At 71.1% G+C, this 25949-nt stretch carries 25 protein-coding genes and 5 tRNA genes; 12 read left to right on the top strand and 18 right to left on the bottom strand.

Features of this window, described 5'->3' with window-relative positions; genetic code table 11:
* The first annotated feature begins 75 nt into the window (after nucleotides 1-75).
* Nucleotides 76-261: a 50S ribosomal protein L28 gene (gene rpmB / locus AC07DA_RS06735; protein ID WP_003993230.1), complete on the top strand. Its 186-nt coding sequence runs from the start codon at nucleotides 76-78 to the stop codon at nucleotides 259-261.
* Between the two features lie 141 nt (nucleotides 262-402).
* On the opposite strand, the gene thiD is transcribed toward rpmB, so the two are convergent.
* Together thiD and AC07DA_RS06725 are read right to left on the bottom strand one after the other, a co-directional pair.
* Nucleotides 403-1194 carry a bifunctional hydroxymethylpyrimidine kinase/phosphomethylpyrimidine kinase gene (gene thiD, locus AC07DA_RS06730; protein WP_479125211.1) on the bottom strand — a complete coding sequence of 264 codons (792 nt, stop codon included), beginning with the start codon at nucleotides 1192-1194 and terminating at the stop codon, nucleotides 403-405.
* Complete coding sequence (locus tag AC07DA_RS06725) at nucleotides 1191-2156, bottom strand: thiamine-phosphate kinase (RefSeq protein ID WP_333933749.1); 966 nt, start codon at nucleotides 2154-2156, stop codon at nucleotides 1191-1193. Before AC07DA_RS06725 ends, thiD begins: the two co-directional genes overlap by 4 nt.
* Before the next feature lie 209 nt (nucleotides 2157-2365).
* Here AC07DA_RS06725 and AC07DA_RS06720 point away from each other — a divergent pair, with 209 nt between their 5' ends.
* Nucleotides 2366-2599 carry an Lrp/AsnC family transcriptional regulator gene (locus AC07DA_RS06720; RefSeq protein WP_003997603.1) on the top strand — a complete coding sequence of 78 codons (234 nt, stop codon included), beginning with the start codon at nucleotides 2366-2368 and terminating at the stop codon, nucleotides 2597-2599.
* Nucleotides 2600-2619: 20 nt separating this feature from the next.
* The gene (locus AC07DA_RS06715) at nucleotides 2620-3135 is read left to right on the top strand and encodes a DUF3515 domain-containing protein (RefSeq protein ID WP_479125209.1); all 516 of its coding nucleotides are present in this window, start codon (nucleotides 2620-2622) and stop codon (nucleotides 3133-3135) included.
* A 28-nt stretch (nucleotides 3136-3163) separates the two neighbouring features.
* On the opposite strand, the gene AC07DA_RS06710 is transcribed toward AC07DA_RS06715, so the two are convergent.
* Genes AC07DA_RS06710 through AC07DA_RS06700 form a run of 3 tightly spaced genes read right to left on the bottom strand, consistent with a single transcriptional unit; the run spans nucleotide 3164 to nucleotide 6209 of the window.
* On the bottom strand, nucleotides 3164-4321 hold the full coding sequence (locus AC07DA_RS06710; protein ID WP_479125207.1) for a D-alanine--D-alanine ligase family protein: 1158 nt from the start codon (nucleotides 4319-4321) through the stop codon (nucleotides 3164-3166).
* Nucleotides 4322-4380: 59 nt separating this feature from the next.
* Nucleotides 4381-5391 (bottom strand): NAD(P)H-dependent glycerol-3-phosphate dehydrogenase, encoded by a 1011-nt coding sequence (locus tag AC07DA_RS06705; protein ID WP_479125206.1) that lies wholly within the window; start codon nucleotides 5389-5391, stop codon nucleotides 4381-4383.
* On the bottom strand, nucleotides 5388-6209 hold the full coding sequence (locus AC07DA_RS06700) for a lysophospholipid acyltransferase family protein (RefSeq protein ID WP_479125204.1): 822 nt from the start codon (nucleotides 6207-6209) through the stop codon (nucleotides 5388-5390). Before AC07DA_RS06700 ends, AC07DA_RS06705 begins: the two co-directional genes overlap by 4 nt.
* A 158-nt stretch (nucleotides 6210-6367) precedes the next feature.
* Here AC07DA_RS06700 and cofC point away from each other — a divergent pair, with 158 nt between their 5' ends.
* A complete protein-coding gene (cofC, locus tag AC07DA_RS06695; protein ID WP_479125202.1) occupies nucleotides 6368-7006 on the top strand; it encodes a 2-phospho-L-lactate guanylyltransferase in 639 nt (212 codons plus the stop codon).
* A gap of 9 nt (nucleotides 7007-7015) precedes the next feature.
* Nucleotides 7016-7219 carry a hypothetical protein gene (locus AC07DA_RS06690; RefSeq protein WP_479125201.1) on the top strand — a complete coding sequence of 68 codons (204 nt, stop codon included), beginning with the start codon at nucleotides 7016-7018 and terminating at the stop codon, nucleotides 7217-7219.
* Nucleotides 7220-7300: 81 nt separating this feature from the next.
* Here AC07DA_RS06690 and AC07DA_RS06685 read toward each other — a convergent pair whose 3' ends face one another.
* The 4 genes from AC07DA_RS06685 to leuC all read right to left on the bottom strand — a co-directional run bounded on the left by AC07DA_RS06685 (nucleotide 7301) and on the right by leuC (nucleotide 10626).
* Nucleotides 7301-7951: an HU family DNA-binding protein gene (locus AC07DA_RS06685; RefSeq protein ID WP_479125199.1), complete on the bottom strand. Its 651-nt coding sequence runs from the start codon at nucleotides 7949-7951 to the stop codon at nucleotides 7301-7303.
* Nucleotides 7952-8087: 136 nt separating this feature from the next.
* Nucleotides 8088-8318, bottom strand: coding sequence for an SCO5555 family protein (locus AC07DA_RS06680; RefSeq protein ID WP_479125198.1), 231 nt, complete (start codon nucleotides 8316-8318; stop codon nucleotides 8088-8090).
* A gap of 277 nt (nucleotides 8319-8595) precedes the next feature.
* Nucleotides 8596-9189 carry a 3-isopropylmalate dehydratase small subunit gene (gene leuD, locus AC07DA_RS06675; protein WP_479125197.1) on the bottom strand — a complete coding sequence of 198 codons (594 nt, stop codon included), beginning with the start codon at nucleotides 9187-9189 and terminating at the stop codon, nucleotides 8596-8598.
* A 6-nt stretch (nucleotides 9190-9195) separates the two neighbouring features.
* Nucleotides 9196-10626 carry a 3-isopropylmalate dehydratase large subunit gene (gene leuC / locus AC07DA_RS06670; RefSeq protein ID WP_479125196.1) on the bottom strand — a complete coding sequence of 477 codons (1431 nt, stop codon included), beginning with the start codon at nucleotides 10624-10626 and terminating at the stop codon, nucleotides 9196-9198.
* A gap of 194 nt (nucleotides 10627-10820) precedes the next feature.
* Between leuC and ndgR the strand changes: the two genes are divergently transcribed.
* The gene (gene ndgR, locus AC07DA_RS06665) at nucleotides 10821-11534 is read left to right on the top strand and encodes an IclR family transcriptional regulator NdgR (RefSeq protein ID WP_094055732.1); all 714 of its coding nucleotides are present in this window, start codon (nucleotides 10821-10823) and stop codon (nucleotides 11532-11534) included.
* Between the two features lie 177 nt (nucleotides 11535-11711).
* On the opposite strand, the gene AC07DA_RS06660 is transcribed toward ndgR, so the two are convergent.
* From AC07DA_RS06660 to AC07DA_RS06620, 9 genes are all read right to left on the bottom strand, one after another.
* A tRNA-Glu gene (locus AC07DA_RS06660) sits at nucleotides 11712-11784 on the bottom strand.
* Between the two features lie 28 nt (nucleotides 11785-11812).
* Nucleotides 11813-11884, bottom strand: a tRNA-Gln gene (locus AC07DA_RS06655).
* Between the two features lie 20 nt (nucleotides 11885-11904).
* Nucleotides 11905-11977 (bottom strand) — tRNA-Glu (locus AC07DA_RS06650).
* A gap of 47 nt (nucleotides 11978-12024) precedes the next feature.
* Nucleotides 12025-12097, bottom strand: a tRNA-Glu gene (locus tag AC07DA_RS06645).
* A gap of 21 nt (nucleotides 12098-12118) precedes the next feature.
* A tRNA-Gln gene (locus tag AC07DA_RS06640) sits at nucleotides 12119-12190 on the bottom strand.
* A gap of 91 nt (nucleotides 12191-12281) precedes the next feature.
* Nucleotides 12282-13013, bottom strand: a complete 732-nt coding sequence (locus tag AC07DA_RS06635) for an HAD family hydrolase (RefSeq protein ID WP_479125194.1) — start codon at nucleotides 13011-13013, stop codon at nucleotides 12282-12284.
* 263 nt (nucleotides 13014-13276) lie between these two features.
* Nucleotides 13277-14761 (bottom strand): glutamate--tRNA ligase, encoded by a 1485-nt coding sequence (gene gltX, locus AC07DA_RS06630; protein ID WP_479125192.1) that lies wholly within the window; start codon nucleotides 14759-14761, stop codon nucleotides 13277-13279.
* Nucleotides 14754-15530: a fumarylacetoacetate hydrolase family protein gene (locus AC07DA_RS06625; protein WP_479125190.1), complete on the bottom strand. Its 777-nt coding sequence runs from the start codon at nucleotides 15528-15530 to the stop codon at nucleotides 14754-14756. The genes gltX and AC07DA_RS06625 overlap by 8 nt, the downstream gene beginning before the upstream one ends.
* 172 nt (nucleotides 15531-15702) lie before the next feature.
* Nucleotides 15703-15894 carry a hypothetical protein gene (locus AC07DA_RS06620; protein ID WP_479125440.1) on the bottom strand — a complete coding sequence of 64 codons (192 nt, stop codon included), beginning with the start codon at nucleotides 15892-15894 and terminating at the stop codon, nucleotides 15703-15705.
* 602 nt (nucleotides 15895-16496) lie between these two features.
* Between AC07DA_RS06620 and AC07DA_RS06615 the strand changes: the two genes are divergently transcribed.
* The 6 genes from AC07DA_RS06615 to AC07DA_RS06590 all read left to right on the top strand — a co-directional run bounded on the left by AC07DA_RS06615 (nucleotide 16497) and on the right by AC07DA_RS06590 (nucleotide 25889).
* A complete protein-coding gene (locus tag AC07DA_RS06615; RefSeq protein ID WP_479125188.1) occupies nucleotides 16497-20294 on the top strand; it encodes a sensor histidine kinase in 3798 nt (1265 codons plus the stop codon).
* A gap of 9 nt (nucleotides 20295-20303) precedes the next feature.
* A complete protein-coding gene (locus tag AC07DA_RS06610; protein WP_030851929.1) occupies nucleotides 20304-20717 on the top strand; it encodes a roadblock/LC7 domain-containing protein in 414 nt (137 codons plus the stop codon).
* A gap of 112 nt (nucleotides 20718-20829) precedes the next feature.
* The gene (locus AC07DA_RS06605; protein WP_159535968.1) at nucleotides 20830-21225 is read left to right on the top strand and encodes a DUF742 domain-containing protein; all 396 of its coding nucleotides are present in this window, start codon (nucleotides 20830-20832) and stop codon (nucleotides 21223-21225) included.
* A complete protein-coding gene (locus tag AC07DA_RS06600; RefSeq protein ID WP_020271455.1) occupies nucleotides 21206-21781 on the top strand; it encodes a GTP-binding protein in 576 nt (191 codons plus the stop codon). The genes AC07DA_RS06605 and AC07DA_RS06600 overlap by 20 nt, the downstream gene beginning before the upstream one ends.
* A gap of 378 nt (nucleotides 21782-22159) precedes the next feature.
* The gene (locus AC07DA_RS06595; RefSeq protein ID WP_479125185.1) at nucleotides 22160-25465 is read left to right on the top strand and encodes a sensor histidine kinase; all 3306 of its coding nucleotides are present in this window, start codon (nucleotides 22160-22162) and stop codon (nucleotides 25463-25465) included.
* Between the two features lie 10 nt (nucleotides 25466-25475).
* Nucleotides 25476-25889 carry a roadblock/LC7 domain-containing protein gene (locus AC07DA_RS06590; protein ID WP_004983065.1) on the top strand — a complete coding sequence of 138 codons (414 nt, stop codon included), beginning with the start codon at nucleotides 25476-25478 and terminating at the stop codon, nucleotides 25887-25889.
* Nucleotides 25890-25949 lie beyond the last annotated feature (60 nt).

Genomic DNA, 25949 nt, shown 5'->3' with positions numbered 1-25949 from the left:
CCCTGGAGCCACAGGATCTCGATCCCGGCATGCCGGGATTAACCGTAAGTGCATCTGAAGTCTTTGGAGTGACCCGTGGCTGCCAACTGCGACGTCTGCGGCAAGGGGCCGGGCTTCGGCAACAACATCTCGCACTCGCACCGCCGTACGTCCCGCCGCTGGAACCCGAACATCCAGCGTGTGCGTACCGTGGTGGGCGGGACGCCGAAGCGCGTGAACGCTTGCACCTCGTGCATCAAGGCCGGCAAGGTCTCGCGCTGACGCTCAGCTAGCGCGCGGCCACTGCTGGTTCGCTGTAGGAGCCGGTCCACCCAGGTGGACCGGCTCTTTGGCGTGCCCGGCGGCTCGCCCCGGCGGTGAGCCCTGCGGTTCGCGGCGGTCGCCGGGGGAGTGGCGGCGCCGTCACCGGCCGTCGCGGAACCGCCAGCCGTGGTCCACCGGCCCGATGCCCCCGCCGAGCGCGAACCCCGCCGCGACGGCCCCGGTGACGTACTCCTTGGCCGCCGCCACCGCCTCCGGCACGGAGTCGCCCTTCGCGAGCCGTGCGGCGATCGCGGAGGCGAGGGTGCAGCCGGTGCCGTGGGTGTGGCGGTTGTCATGCCGCGGCGCGCGCAGCCAGTGCTCCTCGGAGCCGTCCGTGAGCAGGTCCACGGCGTCCCCCGCGAGGTGACCGCCCTTGATCAGCGCCCAGCGCGGCCCGTACGCGAGCACGGCCGCCGCCGCCCGCCGCATCTCCCCCTCCGACTCCACGCGCACGCCCGTCAGCTGGGCCACCTCGTCGAGGTTGGGCGTGGCCACCGTCGCCACCGGCAGCAGCTTCGTGCGGACCGAGTCCAGCGCGGAGGCGGCGAGCAGCGGGTCGCCGTGCTTGGAGACGCCGACCGGGTCGACGACCGCCGGGGCGTCCGTCCCGGCGATCAACTCGGCGACCGTCTCGACGAGTTCCGCCGAGGCGAGCATGCCGGTCTTGACCGCCTGGACGCCGATGTCGTCGACGACGCTGCGGTACTGGGCCCGCACGGCCTCCACCGGCAGCTCCCAGGCGCCCTGCACGCCGAGCGAGTTCTGCGCGGTCACCGCGGTGATCACGCTCATGCCGTGCACGCCGAGCGCGAGCATCGTCTTCAGGTCGGCCTGGACGCCCGCGCCGCCGCCGGAGTCGGAGCCCGCCACCGTGAGAACGTTGGGGATCATGAGTCCAGGTCTCCGAAGTGGTCCCAGCCGCCCTTGCTGGTCCACGGTGCCCCGTCGACCGTCACCTGGGGCAGCGCCGAGGGGTTGAGCACCTCGCCGATGACCTTCCAGCGGGCGGGCAGCTTCACGTCCGGCGGGAAGGTCGCCACGATCGCGTGGTCCTCTCCCCCGGTCAGCACCCACTGCATCGGGTCGACGCCGACGGCCTGCCCGATGTCGTTCATCTGGGACGGGATGTCGATGGCCTGGGAGCGGATGTCGATGCGCACCTTGCTCGCCTCGGCGATGTGCCCGAGGTCGGCGATCAGCCCGTCGCTCACGTCGCACATGGCGGTCGCCCCGAGTCCGGCGGCGGCCGGCCCCGCGTGGTACGGCGGCTCGGGCCGCCGGTGGGCCTCCACGAACGCCCGCGGCGAGCGGAACCCCCGGGACAGCACCGCGTACCCGGCCGCCGACCAGCCCAGCCAGCCCGTGACGGCGACGAGGTCGCCGGGCTGGGCGCCCGCCCGCGTCACCGGCTCCTGGTTGCGCAGGTCGCCCAGCGCGGTGATGGACACCATGATCGAGTCGCCGCGCACGACGTCCCCGCCGACCACGGCCGCGCCCGCCACCTGGCACTCGTCGCGCAGTCCGTCCATCAGCTCGCTCGGCCAGGTCACCGGCAGTTCGGCCGGGACGACCAGGCCCAGCAGCAGCGCCGTGGGCACGGCGCCCATGGCGGCGATGTCGGCCAGGTTCTGCGCGGCGGCCTTGCGGCCCACGTCGTAGGCCGTCGACCAGTCCCGCCGGAAGTGCCGGCCCTCCACCAGGATGTCCGTGCTCGCCACGACCCTGCGGTCGGGGGCGGCCACCACGGCGGCGTCGTCGCCGGGGCCGACCCGGACCGCCGGGGTGGTGGTCAGACGGGAGGTGAGCTCCCTGATGAGCCCGAACTCACCGAGCTCACCAACAGTGCCCTTCATTGCCCTTGCTCCCCTTCTGTCCCTGTCCGTGCCCGGTCGCGGGGCACCTCGGTCCTCGCTACGGTCGATGCGGTGACCGTCACGTTCTGCCGGACCTGCACCCCGGCGCGCAAGACCCGGTATCCGCAGGTCTCCCCGCGGCGAGCGGCGACGCGATACCGTGGCGTTCCTCTTCCCCACATGATCCTCGTGGCCGCCCTGGAGGTTCCGTGGTACAGGCGTACATCCTGATCCAGACGGAGGTCGGCAAGGCGTCGACCGTCGCCGAGACGATCAGCAAGATCCCTGGGGTCATCCAGGCCGAGGACGTCACGGGACCGTACGACGTGATCGTGCGGGCCCAGGCCGACACCGTCGACGACCTCGGCCGGATGGTGGTCGCCAAGGTTCAGCAGGTGGACGGCATCACCCGCACCCTGACCTGCCCGGTCGTCCATCTGTAGCCCCCGTCTACCCTGTGCCGGTGCACTCTTTCCGTCACCGGCACCGCCGTGTCCTCCGTGTGTTCCACCTGCCCGCCCTCGCGCTGTTGATCACTGCCGCGGGCTGCTCCTCAGCAGACGACACCGCGTCGGCGGCGGTTCCCAGTCCGGACGCCGGGGTCACGGAACTGTGCCGGAACCTGGACAAGGTACTGCCCGCGAGGGTGGGCGGTGAGCGTCGCGAGGACCCCGAACCCGCGTCGGCGCTGACGGCCGGCTGGGGCAGCCCGGCGATCATACTTCGCTGCGGTGTGCCGCAGCCGCCGAAGATGGTCGACCCGAAGGTCGCCGAGGGGCGGGACGCGGACGCCGTCGCCGGTGGTGTGAACGGCGTGGACTGGCTGATGGAGAAGGAGGGCGACGGACACCGGTTCACCAGCGCCAACCGCGAGGCCTACGTGGAGGTCCGGGTGCCGGAGGGGGTGGACAGCTCCGCTGTCCTGATCGACCTGGCTCCGGCTGTGAAAAAGGCGATCCCCGAGGGGATCGCCTCCTGATCGCCTGCCGGCCGGTCCGGGCAGGGCCTCAGCGCAGGCCCGTGGAGCGGCGCAGGGCCGCCTGGACCAGCCGGTCGATGAGCTCCGGGTAGCTCACGCCGCTCGCCTGCCACATCTGCGGGTACATCGAGATGGGCGTGAAGCCGGGCATCGTGTTGATCTCGTTGATCACGAAATCCCCGTCCTCGGTGAGGAAGAAGTCCGCGCGGACCAGGCCCTCGCAGGAGGCCGCCTCGAAGGCGTCGACCGCCAGGCGCTGGACCTCGGCCGTCTCCTCGGGCGTCAGCGGCGCGGGCACGATGCCGGGTGTCGAGTCGATGTACTTGGCCTCGAAGTCGTAGTAGGCCTGCGCCTGGGGCGGCGGGATCTCCGCGGGGACCGAGGCCCGGGGGCCGTCCTCGAACTCCAGGACGCCGCACTCGATCTCGCGGCCGCGCAGGGCCGCCTCGACCAGGACCTTGGGGTCGTGGCGCTGTGCCTCGGCGATCGCCTCGTCCAGGCCGGACAGGTCGTCGACCTTGGTGATGCCGATGGACGAACCGGCGCGGGAGGGCTTCACGAACAGCGGCCAGCCGTGCTCACCGGCGAAGTCCACGATCTTCTTGCGGGCGGCCGCCTCGTCCCGCTGCCACTCGCGCGGCCGGATCACCACGTACGGGCCCACCTTCAGCCCGAAGGAGGTGAACACCCGCTTCATGTACTCCTTGTCCTGGCCGACGGCCGAGGCGAGCACGCCCGAACCCACGTACGGGACGCCGGAGAGCTCCAGCAGGCCCTGGAGGGTGCCGTCCTCACCGTACGGGCCGTGCAGCACCGGGAAGACCACGTCGACCTCGCCGAGCGCCTTGGGCACCGATCCCGGCTCGCTGTAGACGACTTCGCGGTTGGCGGGGTCGACCGGGAGGACCACTTGGCCCTCGGCCGACTCGGCGAGCGCGTCGACGCTCGGCGGGCGCCGGTCGACGATCGCCATCCGCTCCGGCTCGTCCGCCGTGAGCGCCCAACGGCCGTCCTGGGTGATGCCGATCGGGAGGACGTCGTACTTCGACCGGTCGATGGCCTTCAGGACGGCGCCGGCGGTGACCACGGAGATCCCGTGTTCGGAGCTGCGCCCGCCGAACACGACGGCCACACGCGGCTTGCGAGGCGGCTGCTCGGGGCTCTGGGGGAGGTACTCGGTGCTCATATCGCGTTGAGAGTACCCGGTGGTAGGGCCCGGAGACAGCGCCCTCCGGCTCGCGTCGCTCAGCGTCGTTCGGGCTTCGCGCTGCGCGACATCAGCTCCTTGAGGGCGACCACCGGAGGCTTGCCCTCGTGCACGATGCCGACGACCGTCTCGGTGATCGGCATGTCGACGCCGTACCGGCGGGCCAGATCCAGCACCGACTGGCAGGACTTGACGCCCTCGGCGGTCTGCTTGGTGACCGCGATGGTCTCCTGCAGGGTCATGCCCTTGCCGAGGTTGGTGCCGAAGGTGTGGTTGCGCGACAGCGGCGAGGAGCAGGTCGCCACCAGGTCGCCCAGGCCGGCCAGTCCGGAGAAGGTCAGCGGGTCGGCGCCGAGCGCCATGCCGAGCCGGGTGGTCTCGGCGAGGCCGCGGGTGATGAGCGAGCCCTTGGCGTTGTCGCCGAGGCCCATGCCGTCCGCGATGCCGACGGCCAGGCCGATGACGTTCTTCACGGCCCCGCCCAGTTCGCAACCCACCACGTCCGTGTTGGTGTACGGGCGGAAGTAGGGGGTGTGGCAGGCGGCCTGGAGCCGCTGGGCGACGGCCTCGTCGGTGCAGGCGACCACGGCGGCGGCCGGCATCCGGGCGGCGATCTCCCGGGCCAGGTTCGGGCCGGTGACGACGGCGATCCGGTCCTGGCCGACCTTGGCCACGTCGTCGATGACCTCGCTCATCCGCATCGCGGAGCCGAGTTCGACGCCCTTCATCAGCGACACCAGGACGGTGTCCGGGGCGAGCAGCGGGGCCCATTCGGCGAGGTTGCCGCGCAGGGTCTGCGAGGGGACCGACAGGACGGTGAAGTCGGCGTCCGCGGCGGCCTCGGCCGGGTCCGTGGTGGCCCGCACGCCCTCGGGGAGCTCGACGCCCGGGACGTAGTCGGGATTGGTCCGCGTGGAGTTGATCGCCTCCACGAGCTCCGGGCGGCGCCCCCAGAGGGTCACCTCGCACCCCGCGTCCGCGAGCACCATGCCGAAGGCCGTGCCCCACGAACCGGCGCTCAGAACCGCCGCCTTGACCGGCTTGCTCACGTACCCAGCCCCTCTTCCTGCGCCGACTGCGGCGACCGTGCCGAGCGCACCGACCGCCCCGGTTCCTGCCCGCCCCGCTGCGACTGCGCCTGCGTGCGTCGCCGCTGCTCGATCCGCTCCCGGCGCGGGTCGTAGGGCGTCTCGGGCGCCTTCTCGCCGCGGATCTCCTCCAGCTGGGCGGTGATGGCGGCCATGATGACCTCCGTGGCCTCCTTCAGCAGGTCCGCGGTCATCTCCCGGTCGTAGAACCGCGAGAGGTCGACCGGCGGTCCGGCGAGCACGTGGTGCGTCTTGCGCGGCAGCGGACGCGGCCTCTTCGCGTACGGCGGCAGCAGCTCGTTGCAGCCCCACTGGGCCACCGGGATCACCGGGCACTTCGTCTGCAGGGCGACGCGGGCGGCCCCGGTCTTGCCCGTCATGGGCCAGCCGTCCGGGTCGCGGGTGAGGGTGCCCTCGGGATAGAAGGCGACGCATTCCCCGCGGTTCACGGCGTCGATCGCGGACCGGAAGGCGCTGAGCGCGTCCGTGCTCTCGCGGTAGACGGGAATCTGCCCCGTGCCGCGCATCGCGGCTCCGACGAATCCCTTCTTGAAAAGCCCGCTCTTCGCGAGGAATCGCGGGACGCGCCCGGTGTTGTACTGAAAGTGCGCGTAAGCGAAGGGGTCGATGTGCGAATTGTGGTTCACCGCGGTGATAAATCCACCCTCGGCCGGAATGTGCTCCATTCCGCGCCAGTCCCGCCTGAGCAGTACCACCAGCGGCGGTTTGCAGATCACCGCGGCGAAGCGGTACCAGAAGCCGATTCTGCGGCGGGGCACGCGGACACCTTCCTCTAGGGCCTGAAGCGGCGGCCACGGGGGGCCGCACAAGTGTCGCCCCAGGCCGCCGGTCTGTCGAGAACACCGTACGCCCCGACACGCCGGCCGCCAGATGCCCCGGGTGACAATGACCGCGACAAGAGGAGGACGGAACACCCGTGCAGTGGACGTTGGTCGTACCCCTGAAGCCGCTGGCCCAGGCCAAGAGCAGGCTGGCGGACACCGCCGGCGACGGGCTGCGGCCGGATCTGGCGCTCGCCTTCGCCCTGGACACGGTGGCGGCCGTGCTGGCCTGCCCGGCGGTGCGGGATGTGGCAGTCGTCACGGACGACGCCCGGGCGGGCCGCGAGCTGGCCGCGCTCGGCGCCGCGATCATCGCCGACGAGCCGGGCAGCGGTCTCAACGCCGCACTCGCACACGCGGCGGCGGCCGTGCGCTCCAAACGTCCGGGCAGTGCGGTGGCCGCGCTCAACGCCGATCTGCCGGCGCTGCGCCCGCGGGAATTGTCCCGGGTTCTCCGGGCCGCCGCGGAATTCCCGCGCGCATTTCTGCCGGACGCGGCCGCAATCGGCACGACTTTGCTGGCCGCCGCCCCGGGCCGCGCATTGCACCCGGCCTTCGGCACCGATTCCCGGGCCCGGCACCGGGCGTCCGGCGCCGTGGAACTGTCCCTCGCCGCCGTGGACTCCGTGCGCCAGGACGTGGACACCGGCGACGACCTGCGCAGCGCGCTGGCCCTGGGGGTGGGCCCTCATACGGCCGCGGCCGCCGCGCGGTTGCTGATCCCCGGGCAGTAGGCTGCGGGCATGCAGGCGACCGCGTACACCTACGACCCCGGCAGCCGCAGCGGGCAGGTCCTCCTCGACGACGGCACGCCGGTGCCCTTCGACGCGGCGGCGTTCGACGCGGGCGGCCTGCGGCTGCTGCGCCCGGGGCAGCGGGTGCGGATCGAGGTGGAGGGTCCGCAGGACGCCCCGCGCATCACTCTGGTGACCCTGCAGACCCTCTGAGCACTCGGGCCACTTCCCGAACACGCCGCGGGCCGGACTCCGTCAGGGAGTCCGGCCCGTCGCGTGAGTACCCAGGCGCCCCTACTTCTTGCGGGCGGTGGTCTTCTTGGCGGTGGTCTTGCGCGCCGTCGACTTCTTGGCGGGTGCCTTCTTGGCGGTCGCCTTCTTCGCCGGGGACGACTTCTTGGCGGTGGTCTTCTTGGCCGCGGTGGTCTTGGAGGCCGCCGTCGTGGTCTTCTTGGCGGGCGCCTTCTTCGCCGTGGTCTTCTTCGCGGCCGCCGTCTTCGTGGTGGTGGCCTTCTTGGCGGCCGTCTTGCGCGCCGTGGTGGTCTTCGCCGCACCCGCCGTCTTCTTCGCCGCGGCCTTCTTGCCCGCGGACTTGGCGATGGTGGGGGGCGGGCCGGACAGGCTGCCCTTGGGGGCCTTCTTGACGGCGATGTCGCCCTTCGGGAGCTTCTTCGAGCCGCTGACCAGGTCCTTGAAGCCCTGGCCCGCGCGGAAACGCGGAACGGAGGTCTTCTTGACCCGAACCCGCTCGCCCGTCTGGGGGTTACGGGCGTAGCGGGCCGGACGGTCGACCTTCTCGAAGGAACCGAAGCCGGTGACCGAGACCCGGTCACCCGCGACCACCGCGCGGACGATGGCGTCCAGTACATGGTCGACAGCATCGGCGGCCTGCTGGCGGCCGCCCATCTTGTCGGCAATCGCTTCTACGAGCTGCGCCTTGTTCACGTCTTCCCCTTCGGAGACATCGCCAGAACGAAAGTGTTCAAGCTTTTTCGCACGTTAGGCAGATATATACCGCAAATCAAACACGAAACGGGCTTATCACCCTTGTGCCGCAGCGAGCCCGGCGGTATCGGCGGGTTCAGCGTTCCTCGTCGGGCAGACGCCCCTCGTCGAGGTCCGCGGTGAACCGCTCCAGCCGCCGTGCCGCGTCGGCGAGATCGTGCTTGGCCGCGGCCGTAATGACCAGCAGCTTCCGGGTCAGCGCCATCCGTACGCCCTCCGGGACTTGCAGTGCGCGCACCCTTGCGTGCGCTTCCTTGAGTTGGTCCGCGACTGCCGCATAGAGCTTGAGTTGGCCGTCGTGTTCCATGCACAGATTGTGCCATCTGGGGCGAGTTGTCGCCTGCGCAGGGGACAACTGCCGCCTCAAACGGCCTTCCGGGCACACCCGGAAGGCACGGCCGTACCAGTCGCCTACCCCGACAACCACCGTCATAACGTGGCCAGTTGGCTGCCGACCTGGGGGTGGACGGGGCCGTTCGGGTGCAGAAACGGCCGTACCCCCGATCGGGCTGATCGGGGGTACGGCGGGGGTGTTGCGGTGGCCGAAAGTCGCCTTGTTCAGGTCCGGCGGATCATGCTCCGGATCAGACCGGGAGGGTCCGCGGCTTGAACGACGGGCGCTTCGCCTCGTAGGCGGCGATGTCCGCCTCGTTCTGCAGGGTGATCGAGATGTCGTCGAGGCCGTTCAGCAGCCGCCAGCGGGAGTTCTCGTCCAGCTCGAAGGCGGCGGTGATGCCCTCGGCGCGCACCTCGCGGGCGACCAGGTCGACGGTGATCTCCGCCTGCGGGTCCCTCTCGGTGAGCTCCCACAGCGCGTCCACGGTCTGCTGCTCCAGGACGACCGTGAGCAGGCCGTTCTTGAGCGAGTTGCCGCGGAAGATGTCGGCGAAGCGGGAGGAGATCACGGCCTTGAAGCCGTAGTTCTGCAGCGCCCAGACGGCGTGCTCGCGGGAGGAGCCGGTGCCGAAGTCGGGGCCCGCGACCAGCACGGTCGCGCCCTGCCGCTCGGGCTGGTTGAGCACGAAGGACGCGTCCTTGCGCCAGGCCTCGAACAGCCCGTCCTCGAACCCGTCGCGCGTGACCTTCTTGAGCCAGTGGGCGGGGATGATCTGGTCGGTGTCGACGTTGCTGCGGCGCAGCGGGACGGCCCGGCCGGTGTGGGTGGTGAATGCTTCCATGACTGATCAGACTCCAGCGGGCGTGGGGACGTCGGCGTCGGCCAGGTCGGCCGGGGAGGCCAGGTGGCCCAGGACGGCGGTGGCCGCCGCGACCTGCGGCGACACCAGGTGCGTACGGCCGCCCTTGCCCTGCCGTCCCTCGAAGTTGCGGTTGGAGGTGGACGCGGAGCGCTCCCCCGGGGCCAGCTGGTCGGGGTTCATGCCCAGGCACATCGAGCAGCCCGCGTGCCGCCACTCGGCGCCGGCCTCCTTGAAGACGACGTCCAGGCCCTCCGAGACGGCCTGCAGACCGACCCGCGCGGAGCCGGGCACGACCAGCATCCGTACGCCGTCGGCGACTTTGCGGCCCTTGAGCAGCTCGGCGGCGGCCCGCAGGTCCTCGATGCGGCCGTTGGTGCACGAGCCTACGAAGACGGTGTCCACCTTGATGGAGCGCAGCGGCTGCCCGGCCTCCAACCCCATGTACTCCAGGGCCTTTTCGGCGGCGTGGCGCTCCGACGCGTCTTCGTACGAAGCGGGATCGGGGACGGACGCCGAAAGCGGTGCGCCCTGCCCGGGGTTGGTGCCCCAGGTGACGAACGGGGACAGTTCGGCGGCGTCGATGACGACCTCGGCGTCGAACTCGGCGTCCTCGTCCGTCTTCAGCGTCTTCCAGTACGCGACGGCCGCGTCCCAGTCCTCGCCCTCGGGGGCGTGCGGGCGGCCCTTGAGGTAGGCGAACGTCGTCTCGTCCGGGGCGATCATGCCCGCGCGGGCGCCGGCCTCGATCGACATGTTGCAGATGGTCATCCGGGCCTCCATCGAGAGCTTCTCGATGGCCTCGCCGCGGTACTCCAGGACGTAGCCCTGGCCGCCGCCGGTGCCGATCCGGGCGATGATCGCCAGGATCAGGTCCTTGGCGGTGACGCCCTCGGGCAGTTCGCCGTCGACCGTGATCGCCATGGTCTTGGGGCGGGTCATGGGCAGCGTCTGGGTGGCCAGCACGTGCTCCACCTGGGAGGTGCCGATACCGAAGGCCAGGGCGCCGAAGGCGCCGTGCGTGGAGGTGTGGGAGTCGCCGCAGACGACGGTCATGCCGGGCTGGGTCAGGCCCAGCTGCGGGCCGACGACGTGCACGACGCCCTGCTCGACGTCGCCCAGCGGGTGCAGGCGCACCCCGAACTCGGCGGCGTTCTTGCGCAGCGTCTCCAGCTGGATCCGGGAGACCGGGTCGGCGATGGGCTTGTCGATGTCGAGGGTGGGGGTGTTGTGGTCCTCGGTGGCGATGGTGAGGTCGAGGCGCCGCACGGGGCGGCCGCTCTTGCGGAGACCGTCGAAGGCCTGCGGGCTGGTCACCTCGTGCAGCAGGTGCAGATCGATGAAGAGAAGGTCGGGCTCGCCCTCCGCGCGGCGGACGACATGGTCGTCCCAGACTTTCTCCGCGAGTGTCCTACCCATCGCTGTTCCCTCCGGCCGACGGCCATCCGCCGACCCAACTAGAGATCTTGAGAGGCGGTGCCCGTTCCCCTGATTCCGGGCACACACCACCAGGCCCTTACGTCACGGGCCGTTGTGACTTCGTGATTCCAGGGTGGCGGGTTCCGCGGAAATTTGAACTTGCGTTTCACAGAGTGAGACGCGAGTATCGTTGCATGGACAACAGTAGCGGCGTCGGCGTTCTGGACAAGGCGGCCCTCGTCCTGAGCGCTCTGGAGTCCGGTCCGGCCACCCTCGCGGGCCTGGTCGGCGCCACCGGACTGGCACGACCCACGGCCCACCGCCTGGCCGTGGCCCTGGAACACCACCGCATGGTGGCGCGCGACATGCAGGGCCGTTTCATTCTCGGCCCCCGCCTGGCCGAGCTGGCCGCGGCCGCGGGTGAGGACCGCCTCCTCGCCACCGCGGGACCGGTGCTCACGCATCTGCGGGACGTCACGGGCGAGAGCGCGCAGCTCTACCGCCGCCAGGGCGACATGCGCATCTGCGTCGCCGCGGCGGAGCGGCTGTCCGGCCTGCGGGACACGGTCCCGGTCGGTTCGACGCTCACCATGAAGGCCGGCTCCTCGGCGCAGATCCTGCTGGCCTGGGAGGAGCCGGAGCGGCTGCACCGCGGTCTGCAGGGGGCCCGCTTCACGGCGACGGCCCTGTCGGGCGTACGGCGGCGGGGCTGGGCCCAGTCGATCGGCGAGCGGGAACCGGGCGTGGCGTCGGTGTCCGCGCCGGTGCGGGGGCCGTCGAACCGGGTGGTGGCGGCCGTCTCCGTCTCCGGGCCGATCGAGCGGCTGACGCGGCACCCGGGGCGGATGCACGCGCAGGCCGTGATCGACGCGGCGGGGCGCCTCTCCGAGGCGTTGCGGCGCGGCTGAGCGATGCGGGGGAGGCCGGCCTCAACGCCGCGGCAGGTCTTCCCCCGGCCAGGCGCCGTGGCAGGGAGCGTTTCGTCGTCGGCCGCGGGCCCTCGGTGGTTGATCGCACAGCTCCCCGCGCCCCCTCGTGGCGCACGCGAGAAGGCCCTCCACCGAGGTGGAGGGCCTTTCACTCTGTACCCCCGACCGGATTCGAACCGGCGCTACCGCCTTGAGAGGGCGGCGTGCTAGGCCGCTACACAACGGGGGCGTGGATCCTGCGTTTCCGCAGGTCCGAGCTGGTCTACCTGGACTCGAACCAAGACTAACTGAACCAGAATCAGTCGTGCTGCCAATTACACCATAGACCAATGTGGTTTAGACCAGTCAGTACCCCCGACCGGATTCGAACCGGCGCTACCGCCTTGAGAGGGCGGCGTGCTAGGCCGCTACACAACGGGGGCCCTAGCAGTCCCGAGACGATCGTCCAACTGCCGATCTCCGGAACCAGTACCCCCGACCGGATTCGAACCGGCGCTACTGCCTTGAGAGGGCAGCGTGCTAGGCCGCTACACAACGGGGGCTTTGCAGATGAGCTCTGCGAGCTGGCCTACCTGGACTCGAACCAAGACTAACTGAACCAGAATCAGTCGTGCTGCCAATTACACCATAGGCCACTGGAACGCAAGCCCCTGGGGGGATCGTGTTCTAGCTTTGCGCTCTGGGGCTCCGGCCTTCCGGCCCGCTCCCCGCGGCGCAGGAAGAACATTACCCGAAGGTGGACGGGGCTCCAAAACGAGTATCCGCGCCGAGCAGAGACGGCAGTTCGGCGAGGGAGGCGATGCGGTGCGGGCCGGTGGGCGGTTCGATCGTGGCGTACAGGCCCCCGCGGTCGATCCACACCGACAGCAGCCCGGCGTCGGCGGCGCCCCGCCCGTCGATCTCCGGGTGGTCGCCGACGTAGGCGACCTGGTGCGGTGGCAGGCCGAGGGACTCGCAGGCGGCGAGGAACGCGCCGGCGTCCGGTTTGGAGACGCCCAGTTCCGCCGCGCACAGGATGGTCTCGAAGCGGTCGTGGACGCCGAGGGCGCGCAGCTTGCGGTCCTGGACGTGCAGGCTGGAGTTGGAGAGCACGGCGTGCCGGTGGCTGGCGGCGAGGGCGTCGAGGACGGGCAGGACGTCCGGGAAGAGGGTCCAGGCCGCCTCGTAGTGGGCGATGTACCGCTGGAACCACGCGTCGGCCTCGGCGTCGGTGAGCCGCCGGTCCAGGAACACCCGCACCCGGTCGCGGCGCTGGCCTTCGAAGGTGGCCTCGCCGGCCGAGAAGCGGGCCCACTGCCGCTCGGTGACCTCCCGCCAGCGGGCGAGGGCCCGGTCGACGCTCTCGTCGTCGTCGACCAGGCCCTCCGCCGTCAGGTGGGCGTGCATGCCGAGGCGGTCGGCGGTGGTGTAGTCGAACAGGGTGTCGTCGACGTCCCAGACCACGGCGCGAATGCTCATGGCCGGACCGTACCCACCACGCCCGGTTCTCAGCCCACGTGGAAGTCGGTGCGGCAGCTCGCGGGTGGTGCGGTTCTCGCGGAGCAGGAAGCCGTCGGCGCGGCGGGCCGGACCGCGGTCGGCCGGGACCGCGATCCTGCGGTCGGCGGCGCGGTCCAGGGCGCCGGCGGTGCCGCCGCAGGTCCAGTGGAGCGGGTGACGGCCGGGCGGGCACGGCGAGGGCGGCACCCGGACCGGACGCCGCCCTCGGGGCCACCGTGCCGTTACCCGGCCAGCTTCGCCAGCGCCGCGTCGATCCGGGCGAGGGTCTTCTCCTTGCCCAGGACCTCCAGGGACTCGAACAGGGGCAGGCCGACCGTGCGGCCGGTGACGGCGACCCGGACCGGGGCCTGGGCCTTGCCGAGCTTGAGGCCGTGGGCCTCACCGGCGGCCAGGACGGCCTCCTTGAGCGACTCGGCGGAGGTCCAGTCGGCCGCCTCCAGCTTCTCGCGGGCCGTGCGCAGCAGGGCGTCCGAGCCCTCCTTCATGGCCTTGTTCCAGGACGCCTCGTCCTGGACCGGCTCCGGCAGGAACAGGAAGTCGACGTTGTCGGTGATCTCCGACAGCACCTTCAGCCGGGTCTGCGCGTGCGGCGCGACGGCCTGCCACTTCGCCTCGTCGAAGGCCTCCGGGGCCCAGGGGGCGAACGGCGCCTGCAGCCACGGGCGGCAGCGCTCGGTGAAGTCCTTCACGTCCAGCATGCGGATGTGGTCGCCGTTGATGGCCTCGCACTTCTTCAGGTCGAAGCGGGCCGGGTTCGGGTTCACGTCGGAGACGTCGAACGCGGCGATCATCTCGTCGATCGTGAAGACGTCCTGGTCGGCCGAGAGGGACCAGCCGAGCAGGGAGAGGTAGTTGAGCAGGCCCTCGGGCAGGAAGCCGCGCTCCCGGTAGAGGTTCAGGCTGGACTGCGGGTCGCGCTTGGAGAGCTTCTTGTTGCCCTCGCCCATGACGTACGGCAGGTGGCCGAACTGCGGGATGCCCTGGGCGATGCCCAGCTCGATCAGCGCCTTGTACAGGGCGATCTGCCGGGGGGTGGAGGAGAGCAGGTCCTCGCCGCGCAGGACGTGGGTGATCTCCATCAGGGCGTCGTCGACCGGGTTGACCAGCGTGTACAGCGGGGCGCCGTTGGCGCGGACGATGCCGTAGTCCGGGACGTTCTCCGGGGTGAAGGTCAGCTCGCCGCGGACCAGGTCGGTGAAGGTGATCGTCTCGTCGGGCATCCGGAAGCGGACGATCGGCTCACGGCCCTGGGCCTGGTACTCCTCGACCTGCGCGGCGGTCAGCTCGCGGCAGTGGCCGTCGTAGCCGGAGGGCCTGCCGGCGGCGCGGGCGGCCTCGCGGCGGGTGTCCAGCTCATCCTGGGAGCAGTAGCAGTGGTAGGCGTGGCCGGCGTCGAGCAGCTTGGCGGCGACGTCCTTGTACAGGTCCATGCGCTGCGACTGGCGGTACGGCGCGTGCGGGCCGCCGACCTCGGGGCCCTCGTCCCAGTCGAAGCCCAGCCAGCGCATCGAGTCGAGCAGCTGGGTGTACGACTCCTCGGAGTCGCGGGCCGCGTCGGTGTCCTCGATGCGGAAGACCAGGGTGCCCTGGTGGTGCTTGGCGAACGCCCAGTTGAACAGGGCGGTGCGCACCAGGCCGACGTGGGGGTTACCGGTGGGCGAGGGGCAGAAACGGACACGGACTGCTGGGGCGGATGCGCTAGCCACGCTTGACAACCTTGTTGGTGAGAGTGCCGATGCCTTCGATGGTGACGGCGACCTCGTCGCCGACGTTCAGGGGGCCGACCCCAGCCGGGGTGCCCGTGAGGATCACGTCGCCGGGGAGCAGCGTCATGGCCTCGGAGATGTTGACGATCAGGTCCTCGACCGAGTGGATCATCTCGCTGGTGCGGCCGAGCTGGCGCTGCTGCCCGTTCACCGTGAGCTGGATGGTCAGGTCGGAGGGGTCCAGGTCGGTCTCCACCCAGGGGCCGAGCGGGCAGGCGGTGTCGAAGCCCTTGGCGCGGGCCCACTGCTTCTCGCGCTTCTGCACGTCGCGGGCGGTGATGTCGTTGGCGCAGGTGTAGCCGAAGATCACGTCCTTGACGCGCTCGCGCGGGACCTCGCGGCACATCCGGCCGATGACCACGGCCAGCTCGGCCTCGTGGTGCACCTCCTCGGAGAAGGAGGGGTACCGGATCTCGTCGCCGGGGCCGATGACCGAGGTGGACGGCTTGAAGAAGGCGAAGGGGGCCTCGGGCACCTCGTTGCCCAGCTCGCGCGCGTGCTCCGCGTAGTTGCGGCCGAAGGCCACGACCTTGTTGGGGAGCACCGGCGGCAGCAGCCTCACCTTGCCGACCGGCACCTTCGTGCCGGAGAGCTCGAAGTCCGCGAACGGGATGCCCTTGATGATGTCCAGGACGAGCTCGTCCTGCTTCTCGCCCTCGATGGCGCCGAAGGCGACGTTCCCGTCGATGGAGAACCTGGCGATGCGCACGGGATGCTTGGCCCCTTGACTGAAGCGGCTGGAGTCTGACGCTCCAGGCTAACGCGGGGAGGGGTCCCCGCCGCGCGCACGGACGAGGGGCGTCCCCGCCGCCGGGGGCGCCCCTCGCAGTTCGTCGCCGCCGCGGTGAGCATCCCGCGGCCGGCACGCGTATGTCCTGGTGTCACTCCGCGGCCGCGGCGGCCGCGACGGGAACCTCCATGAGGACGGTGCGCTTGGGGTTGGCGGTCTGGGTGGGCAGTTCGACGCGGTGCTCCGGCTGTTCCGGCGTCTGCAGTTCGTCGGCGTCGTCGAGGTGCGCCAGCGTCGTGCGTCGCGGGTTGGCGATCTTGTGGAACATCGTCGTCGTCTTCACTGTTTACTCGACCCTGTCCTGTGACGGGCGCCGCGGGGGTGTAAGAACCCCCGGCCGGGCGCGGGTTGTCGGTTTTGCCATCTCTGTAAAGCGTCAGGCTAAACATCGGATTCCCGGCCCGGGCCGCGGAAAGGTCATGATCAGCATGTGAGTTTTCTCACGAATCAGGGGGCGAATCGGTCATTCCGGACCCTGGTTCCAGTGCGACGAAGCGGACATTGGGTCTGTGAAGCCATCATTCCGCTCCTGATCATGGCGACTGGGACACCTGTGACCGCTCGGCGACTCGCGGGCATATGACCGAAATAGCCGAACTCGCTTTCTACGACCGGTGATCCGGCCTTCACGTGGTGTCACCTATGTCACGGCCTGGCCTACGAACCTTGTTGGAGATCCCGTGCTGTGCTGGAATGCCACGGACCGCCGCGGGATCGAGCCGGCGCACAGGGGGCGCACAGACGCGCCGAGTGGCGGTGAGAAGGGGGAACCAGCGCCGGTCACCCACGACCACCACGGGGGCGTACTCAGGGCGTCCCCAGAACGCCGACACCGTGCCCCGCCGTTCATCCGACGGGGTGCCTGGTCCAGAGGTTGCGACGCTAGTGCAGGGACGTTTCAAGAGGGATGGCAACGCTTCGGCGGAGCCGGAGCCGCACGGCGGGACTGGCCCCATGAATGGCGGCCCCTCGCCCCAGCACGCCCAGAACCCGGGCCCGGCCGGTGACGGCGGTGACCGCTCCGGGCGCCCCGGTGCGTCGGCCCCCTCGGGGCCCGCGGGTCCGGCCCCGGCCCTGAAGCCGCCGACCGGGCCGACCGGCCCCGGTCCGCGAATAGCCCTGCGCAACTGGCGCATCTCCACCCGCCTGGTGTCGCTGCTCGCGCTCCCGGTGGTCGCGGCCACCTCGCTGGGCGCGCTGCGTATCAACCAGTCCATGGACGACATCCAGCAGCTGGACAACATGAAGCTGCTGACGGACATGACCAAGCAGGCCACCGAGCTGTCGGCCGCCCTCCAGGAGGAGCGCGACCAGTCGGCGGGCCCGCTCGCGCACGGCGGCAAGCCCACCGACTTCACGGTCAAGGGCCTGCGGGAGAAGACCGACCGGGCGCGCAAGAACTTCCTCGACTCGTCCGAGGAGATCGACAGCGCGAGCAAGGACGGCAACCTCAAGGGCGTCCGCGAGTACCTCATCCAGCTCGCCGGCGAGCTCGGCGACCTGGAACAGATCCGCAAGAACGCCTACGCCTCCGAGGGCAACTCCACGCAGACGATCGAGGCGTACCACCGCCTGATCGAGAACCTGATCGACCTCTCCCAGGACATGGCCGAGGCGACCAGCAACCCGGGCATGATCCAGCGCACCCGTGCGCTGGCGGCGTTCTCCTCCGCCAAGGAGTACTCCTCGATCCAGCGCGCGGCCCTCGCCGCGGCGCTGCCCGCCAGCAACGACACGACCGGCAAGCTCTCTCCCAACGACCGGCTGTACGCCCAGTCGGCCCTGGAGAGCCAGAAGTCCGAGATCCGCAGCTTCAAGAGCATCTACGGCGAGGAAGCCGCCGCCGAGCTGCTCAAGCCGATCGAGGACGGCGGCAACTCCACGATCAAGGCCACCGACACCTACGCGGGCCGTGCCCTGATCTCCGCGAGCGGCCTCGCCCAGCAGGACAAGCGGTCCTACCGCGACTGGCTGGACGACAGCTCCACCAAGATCCAGCAGATGAAGAACATCGAGCACACCCTGCTCGAGGAGATGGAACAGAAGGCCCGCGAGCTGCGCAGCGCCACCGAGCGCGACGCGATCATCTCCGGTGCGCTGATCCTGATCGTGCTCGGTGTCTCGCTGGTCGGCGCCTTCGTGGTGGCCCGGTCCATGATCCGCTCGCTGCGCCGCCTGGAGGAGACCGCGACCAGGGTCGCCTCCGACCGTCTGCCCGAGCTGGTCAAGCAGCTGTCCGAGTCCGACCCGCAGGACGTCGACACGTCCGTGGAGTCGGTCGGTGTGCACTCCCGGGACGAGATCGGCCGGGTGGCCGCGGCCTTCGACGACGTGCACCGCGAGGCGGTCCGCCTCGCCGCCGAGCAGGCCCTGCTGCGGGGCAACGTCAACGCGATGTTCACCAACCTCTCGCGCCGCTCCCAGGGCCTCATCCAGCGTCAGCTGTCGCTGATCTCCGAGCTGGAGTCCCGCGAGGCCGACCCGGACCAGCTGTCCTCGCTGTTCAAGCTCGACCACCTCGCCACGCGCATGCGCCGTAACGGCGAGAACCTCCTCGTCCTCGCCGGTGAGGAGCCCGGCCGGCGCTGGACCCGCCCGGTCCCGCTGGTCGACGTGCTCCGCGCCGCCGCGTCCGAGGTGGAGCAGTACGAGCGCATCGAGCTCGCCGCGGTGCCGACGACCGAGGTCGCCGGCCGCGTGGTCAACGACCTCGTGCACCTGCTCGCCGAGCTGCTGGAGAACGCGACCTCGTTCTCCTCGCCGCAGACCAAGGTCAAGGTCACCGGTCACGCCCTGCCCGACGGCCGGGTGCTGATCGAGATCCACGACACCGGTATCGGCCTGTCCCCCGAGGACCTCGCGGCGATCAACGAGCGGCTCGCCTCTCCCCCGACGGTGGACGTCTCCGTCTCCCGCCGCATGGGTCTGTTCGTGGTCGGCCGGCTCTCCCAGCGGCACGGCATCCGCATCCAGCTCCGCCCGTCCGACTCCGGTGGCACGACCGCGCTGGTCATGCTGCCCGTGGACGTCGCCCAGGGCGGCAAGAAGCCCCAGCCCAAGCAGGGCGGCCAGCCGCCGGTCGGCGGTGGCGGTCCGGCCGCCGCGCAGGCCGCGGCCGGTGCGGCGGCGGCCCGGCGGGCCGCCGGTGCCGGCCAGAACGGCGGCGCGCTCGGTGCCGGTGCCCCCGGCGGCGGTGCCTTCGGTGGCGGCGCGTCCGGCGGTGGCCGGCTCGGTGCCGGCCAGGGTCCGCGGGCCGCGCTGCCCGGACGCGACGGCGACGGCGGCCGTCCGGCCGGTCAGGGCGGAGCGCGCGGGCCGCAGGGCCCGGGCAACTCGATGTTCGAGCAGGGCCCGCCCCCGCAGGGCCGTCCCGCTCCGGCCGGTGCCGGTGCCGGGTTCGGCCAGGCGCCGGGTGCCCCGCAGGGCCTGCAGGCCGCGGGCACCGGCGGACCGCAGGACGCCTTCGGCGGCGGCCGGGGCCGTCCGCAGCAGGGCGGCAACGCCGAGCAGGGCAAGGGCCGTCGGCCGCAGCTGCCGCCGCGCGGCGGCCCGCGGGCCGAGCTGCCCGGTGGCGGCGACCCGCAGCCGCGCGTGCCGAGCTGGAGCGACGAGAACGCCCAGCCGCAGGTGCCGCGCGCCTCGCTGGACACCCCGCGCGGCCACGAGGAGCCGGACGTCTCCCGGACGTCGGCCCTGCCGCGCGTCGACGACCGCCAGGGACCCGGCTCGACGGCGGAGATGCCGGCCGTGCCGCGCGACGACGAGCGTCAGGGCCCGGCCGACTTCGGCGGCCCGCAGCATCGCGAGCAGTACGACCAGGGCTCGGGCCAGTTCGTCCGGCCGGACGTCTTCGGCGCCCCGGGCGGCCACCGTGCCCCGTCCCCCGGGACGGGCCAGTACCCGGCGCAGCAGGCCCCGCAGGCGTACGACAACGGCTCCACGGGCCAGTACCCGGCGCAGCAGGCCCCGCAGGCGTACGACAACGGCTCCACGGGTCAGTACCCGGCGCCCCGTCAGGACGCGACCGGTCAGTACCCGGCGCAGCGGCAGGACAACGGCTCCGGCCGGCCCCCGCTGCCCGGTCCGGCCACGCCGGCCGACCCGGCGGGCACCGGCCAGTTCGAGCGGCCGCAGGTCAACGGCGGCCGGGGCGGCTCCGACTTCGGTGCCCCGCGCCCGCCCGCGCCGCAGCCGCGGCCCGCCCGGCAGGAGCCCGAGGCGCTGCCGCCGGCGACCGGCCCGGGCGATGGGCGCACCCCGCTGTACGACACGCTGGAGACCAACTGGTTCCACGGGCAGCAGGAGCAGCAGCAGCCGCAGACCAACGGCTCGGCTCCGGCCGCCCCCCAGCAGCCGCAGGGCTCCACCGGCCCGCAGCGGTCCGCCTCCGCCGGCTGGCGCACCTCGCCCAACGACGACCTCGTCCGCCAGGCCGAGCGCGTCCGCCAGCCCGCCGCGGGCGGGATCACCACCTCCGGCCTGCCTCGCCGGGTGCCCCGGGCCAACCTCGTCCCGGGCACGGCTCAGCAGCAACCGCACCAGAGCGGTCCGCAGGTCTCGCGCGCGCCCGATGACGTGCGCGGCCGGCTGACCAATCTCCGTCGGGGTATCGCACAGGGTCGTCAGGCCGGTTCCACCCAGACCGGCAGCTTCCCACGGCCCACTCACCAGCAGGAGCGTTAGTTGAGTCCGATGAGCCAGGCGGCACAGAACCTGAACTGGTTGATCACCAACTTCGTGGACAACACCCCCGGGGTGTCCCACACCGTCGTCGTGTCCGCCGACGGCCTCCTCCTGGCGATGTCGGAGGGCTTCCCGCGCGACCGCGCGGACCAGCTCGCGGCCGTCGCCTCGGGTCTGACGTCCCTGACGGCAGGCGCCTCGCGCATCTTCGAGGGCGGCGAGGTGGCGCAGACGGTCGTGGAGATGGAGCGGGGATTCCTCTTCCTCATGTCCGTCTCGGACGGCTCGTCCCTGGCCGTCCTCGCGCACCCGGAGTGCGACATCGGCCTCGTCGGCTACGAGATGGCGCTCCTGGTCGACCGCGCGGGCGCGGTCCTCACCCCGGACCTGCGAGCCGAGCTCCAAGGCAGTCTGCTCCACTGATCAGCCCTGGCACCACCCGTCTCACCGCATCACCGTCCGGCCGCCACACACCCCACACAGGCCCCGTCAGACGGCTTGATCCGACCGACTTGCTGTCCCGCCCGGAGGACCCATGACCCCGCCCACCGCCTCTCATGATCCGTACGCGGAGCCGTACGAGGACGAGGGCGACCAGCCGCTGGTACGGCCGTACGCCATGACCGGCGGCCGGACCCGGCCGCGCTATCAGCTCGCCATCGAGGCACTGATCAGTACGACCGCGGACCCCGCCGCGCTCATGGGCCTGCTCCCGGAGCACCAGCGGATCTGCCACCTGTGCCGTGAGGTCAAGTCGGTGGCCGAGGTCTCCGCCCTGCTCAACATGCCGCTGGGTGTGGCGCGCATCCTGGTCGCGGACCTCGCGGAGGCCGGTCTCGTCGCGATCCACCAGCCGGGCGGCGACGAGACCACCGGCGCCCCGGACGTGACACTGCTCGAAAGGGTGCTCAGTGGACTTCGCAAGCTCTGACGCGGGTCGTTCCACCACGTCCGCGAAGATCGTGGTGGCGGGCGGCTTCGGCGTGGGCAAGACCACGTTCGTCGGCGCCGTCTCGGAGATCAATCCGCTGCGCACCGAGGCCGTCATGACGTCCGCTTCGGCCGGCATCGACGACCTCACCCACACCGGGGACAAGACCACCACCACGGTGGCCATGGACTTCGGCCGTATCACGCTGGACCAGGACCTGATCCTGTACCTGTTCGGTACGCCCGGTCAGGACCGCTTCTGGTTCATGTGGGACGACCTGGTGCGCGGCGCCATCGGCGCGGTGGTGCTCGTGGACACCCGGCGCCTGGCGGACTGCTTCCCGGCGGTGGACTACTTCGAGAACAGCGGCCTGCCGTTCGTCATCGCCCTCAACGGCTTCGACGGCCAGCAGCCCTACACCCCGGACGAGGTCCGGGAAGCCCTCCAGATCGGTCCGGACACCCCGATCATCACCACCGACGCCCGGCACCGGGCCGATGCGAAGAGTGCCCTGATCACGCTGGTCGAGCACGCGTTGATGGCCCGGCTGAGGTAGCACCCAATTCTGAAGCGCCATACGGCAGTTGTCGTAGATACTCCGGAGCCGACTGTGTCCTTTGACACGGTCGGCCGGGGTGTTCATAACGTTTCGGCAGAGAACTGGGGTGGTACGGCCACGCGTCGCGCACATCCGGTCTCGCTGCGCGCACAATCGCCCCGCCTTTTGGCGGGGCTCGCTCTTTATGACCGTTTTATCTGGGGCTTACACCCCCCTGAATCCCTGCCCTCGACTGTTTGGAAGAGCGCAGGTCGTCGTGCTGGAATGCCTGAACTGCCCAATAGTCAATGACGTACTCCTCCGACGAGAACGTGATTGGGCTCTGAGACACTGCGGCACATGGTTGGTGCCGACCGCCGAGAGGTTGTTGGTCGAGTGAGGCGAAGCAAGAACAGTCCCGAGCCGTCGGCCCGGGGCAACTTCACCCCGCCGCCGCGCACAGCGGCGCCCGCCCCCGTGCCCGGTTCGGAGCCGACGGCAGCGCCCGACCGGAGCGGTGGCCGTCTCTCCCCGCGCAACTGGCGCGTGGCGACCCGGCTCAACGCGATCCTGCTGATACCCGTGCTGGTCGGCCTCGTCATGGGCGGCTTCCAGGTGAAGAGCTCGATCGACACCTGGCAGGAGGCCGAGGACGCCGAGAACACCGCGCGCCTGGTCCGCGCCTCGCTGCTCTACGCCAACGCCCTCTACAACGAGCGTGACGCCTCGGCGGCGCCCCTGCTGAAGGGCAGCGCCCAGACCGCCCAGGACAAGGCGACCGTCACCGAGGTCCGCAAGGCCACCGACGAGGCCGCCGACGCCTTCGACGCCGCAGCCCAGAACATGCCGGCCAAGCCGGGCCTGGAGCGCCGGCTGAAGCTGTTCCGCGAGGCCGAGCCGAAGCTGCAGACCCTGCGCCAGGTCGCCTACACCTCCAAGTTGAAGGGCGTCCAGACCGAAGAGGGCTACGTCGAGGTGGCCCACCCGCTGACCGAGTTCGCCAACGAGCTCGGTCTCGGCACGGGCAACATCACCAGCTACGGCCGGACCGTGTACGCCATCGAGCTCACCAAGGCGGCCCTGTCGCTGCAGCGCTCGATCGGCATGCACATCCTGATCAAGCCGGGCCCCGACGACGGCAACCTGGCCAGCCAGCGCGTCGCCCTGTCGTCCTACGCCTACCTCGAGCGCATCGCCGTGCAGGAGTACATCGGCGGTGGCACCGAGCAGGACGCGGCCAAGCTCAAGGAGGCCGAGGCCAAGCTCAAGGCCGACGGCGCCGCGATGGCCCGCGAGGCCAAGGCCAAGAACCCGGACTACGTCGCCCCGCCGGCCAACCCGACGACGATGATCTCGGCCGTCGCGACGCTGCAGAGCACGGACCCGAGCGCCCGCGCCGCCCTCGCCGAGCGGGGCATCACCGCCGAGAACTGGTGGGCGGTCAACACGCTCAAGTTCAACGCCTACGAGAAGATCGAGGCGGACCTGGCCGACAAGGCCGTGAGCGAGGCCGCGGACATCGCCTCCGACGCCCAGCGCGACGCCTACATCACCGGTGCCGCCGTCGTGGTCGCCCTGCTCCTGGCCTTCATCCTGGCCGGTGCGGTCGCCCGCCAGATGAGCCGCTCGATGCGCCAGCTGCGCAACGCCGCCTTCGGCATCGCCGAGCAGCGCCTGCCGATGCTGGTCGACCAGCTCTCGCGCACCGACCCGGGCCGCGTCGACACCCGCGTCCAGGCCATCCCGATCACCACCACGGACGAGATCGGCGAGGTCGCCCGCGCCTTCGACCAGGTCCACCGCGAGGCCGTCCGGCTCGCCGCCGAACAGGCCCTGCTGCGGGGCAACATCAACGCGATCTTCACCAACCTCTCGCGCCGCAACCAGTCGCTGATCGAGGGCCAGCTGACCCTGATCACCGACCTGGAGAACAACGAGGCCGACCCGGACCAGCTGGAGAACCTCTTCAAGCTGGACCACCTGGCGACCCGTATGCGCCGCAACGGCGAGAACCTCCTCGTCCTCGCCGGCGAGGAGCCCGGCCGCCGCTGGGACCAGCCGGTGCCGCTGGTCGACGTGCTGCGCGCCGCCTCCTCGGAGGTGGAGCAGTACGAGCGCATCGAGCTGTCGGGCGTGCCGGAGGCCGAGATCCACGGCCGGGCCGTGACCGACCTCGTGCACCTGCTCGCCGAGCTGCTGGAGAACGCCACGACGTTCTCCTCCCCGCAGACCAAGGTCCGTGTCACCGCGACCCGTCTCCCCGACGGCCGCGTGATGATCGAGATCCACGACAAGGGCATCGGCCTGACCGCCGAGGACTTCGCGGACATCAACCACAAGCTGGCCAACCCGCCGACCGTCGACGCCGCGATCTCGCAGCGCATGGGCCTGTTCGTGGTCGGCCGGCTGTCCGACCGGCACGGCATCCGCGTCCAGCTGCGCCCCTCGGGCGAGCAGGCGGGCACCACCTCGCTGGTCATGCTGCCCGACGCGATCACCCACGGCGGTGGCGGCGAACAGCACGTGGACCGCGACGAGTTCACCGTCTCGCAGATCATCCCGGAGCAGAACTTCGGCGGCGAGAACTTCGGCCAGCCCCTGCGCACGGCCGCGGAGCTCGGCTTCGACGACAGCCGCTACGCGGACGTCCCCGACGACATACGCGAGCTGGACCCCGTCGGCCGCTCCCTGATGCGCGAGGAGCGCCGGGCGGCCCTGGAGGCCCAGTCCCAGGGCGAGCAGCCCGCCCTGCCCGGCCGGAACGCCCAGGAGCAGGCCGAGGCGCCCGCGTACCAGGAGGAGTTCGACGGGCAGCAGGGCTACGGGCAGAACTACGACACCGGCCAGACCGGCTACCCGGAGCAGCAGCCCTCCTACGACGCCCCGCAGGCGTACGAGGAGCAGCAGCAGGCGGCGTACGAGGAGCAGCGGCACACCGCCTACGAGGAGCCGCAGCGCCAGGCGTACGACGAGCAGTACTACGCGCCGAACGGCGGCCTGCCGCAGAACGACACCTTCTCACCGAACGGCGGCTACCCGGATCCCGCCTATGCGGAGCCGGCCCAGGAGGAGACCGCGGGGCAGGGCGCGGGCGTGCCCGACAGCTTCCCGGCGTTCGAGCAGCGGCGCTACCAGGATGACTGGCCGCAGCAGGACGGCTACCAGAACGGCTACCCGAACCAGTACCCTTCTCAGGCCCAGGAAACGGAATCTGCGCAGGCCGCTGACGCGGGTGAGCAGGACCGCGTAGGCTTCGACCGTCCGGGACCGGCCCCCTCCGCCGCCCACGCGTTGACCGACGCCGGGCTTCCCCGCCGCGGAGCCACCGCTGGCGGTGCGAACGGCTCGGGTGGCGCACGGCACGGGAGCCAGGAGCCGCCGGCCTCCGCGCAGGAGAGCAACGGCGACGGCGACTGGCGCTCTGCCAACGACGAGCGGTGGCAGCAGGCCTCGCAGCTCCGGAAGCCCAAGGCGGGCGGGGTCACCTCCTCCGGCCTGCCGAGGCGGGTCCCCAAGGCCAACCTGATCGAGGGGTCCGCCGAGAGCACTCCCCAGGGAGGCCCACAGGTCTCCCGCGCCCCGGAGGACGTCCGGGGCAGGCTGAGCAACCTGCGCCGGGGCGTCCAACGCGGACGCAGCGCAGGCAGTGAAACGAACGGCCAGGGCTTCGGTCCTGACAGCACCTACAACCAGGAGCGTTAGTGTGAGCCCGATGAGCCAGGCGGCACAGAACCTGAACTGGTTGATCACCAACTTCGTGGACAACACCCCGGGGGTGTCCCACACGGTGGTGGTCTCCGCCGACGGACTCCTTCTGGCGATGTCCGAAGGCTTCCCCCGCGACCGCGCCGACCAGCTCGCGGCCGTCGCCTCCGGTCTGACGTCTCTGACGGCAGGCGCCTCCCGGATCTTCGAGGGTGGCAGCGTGAACCAGACGGTCGTGGAGATGGAGCGGGGATTCCTCTTCATCATGTCCATCTCCGACGGATCGTCGCTCGCGGTGCTCGCCCACCCCGAGGCGGACATCGGCCTCATCGGGTACGAGATGGCCCTGCTGGTGGACCGGGCGGGTACGGTCCTGACCCCGGACCTTCGTGCGGAGCTCCAGGGGAGCCTGCTCAACTAATCGACGGACGGTGCGTTTTGGCGTCCCGTGGCCGTAAGGTTTCGGGACGCGGCTCCACAG

The organism is Streptomyces sp. NPDC044921, assembly GCF_056432865.1.
The sequence above is the reverse complement of the archived record's forward strand: the minus strand, read 5'-3'. Positions and strand labels throughout refer to the sequence as shown.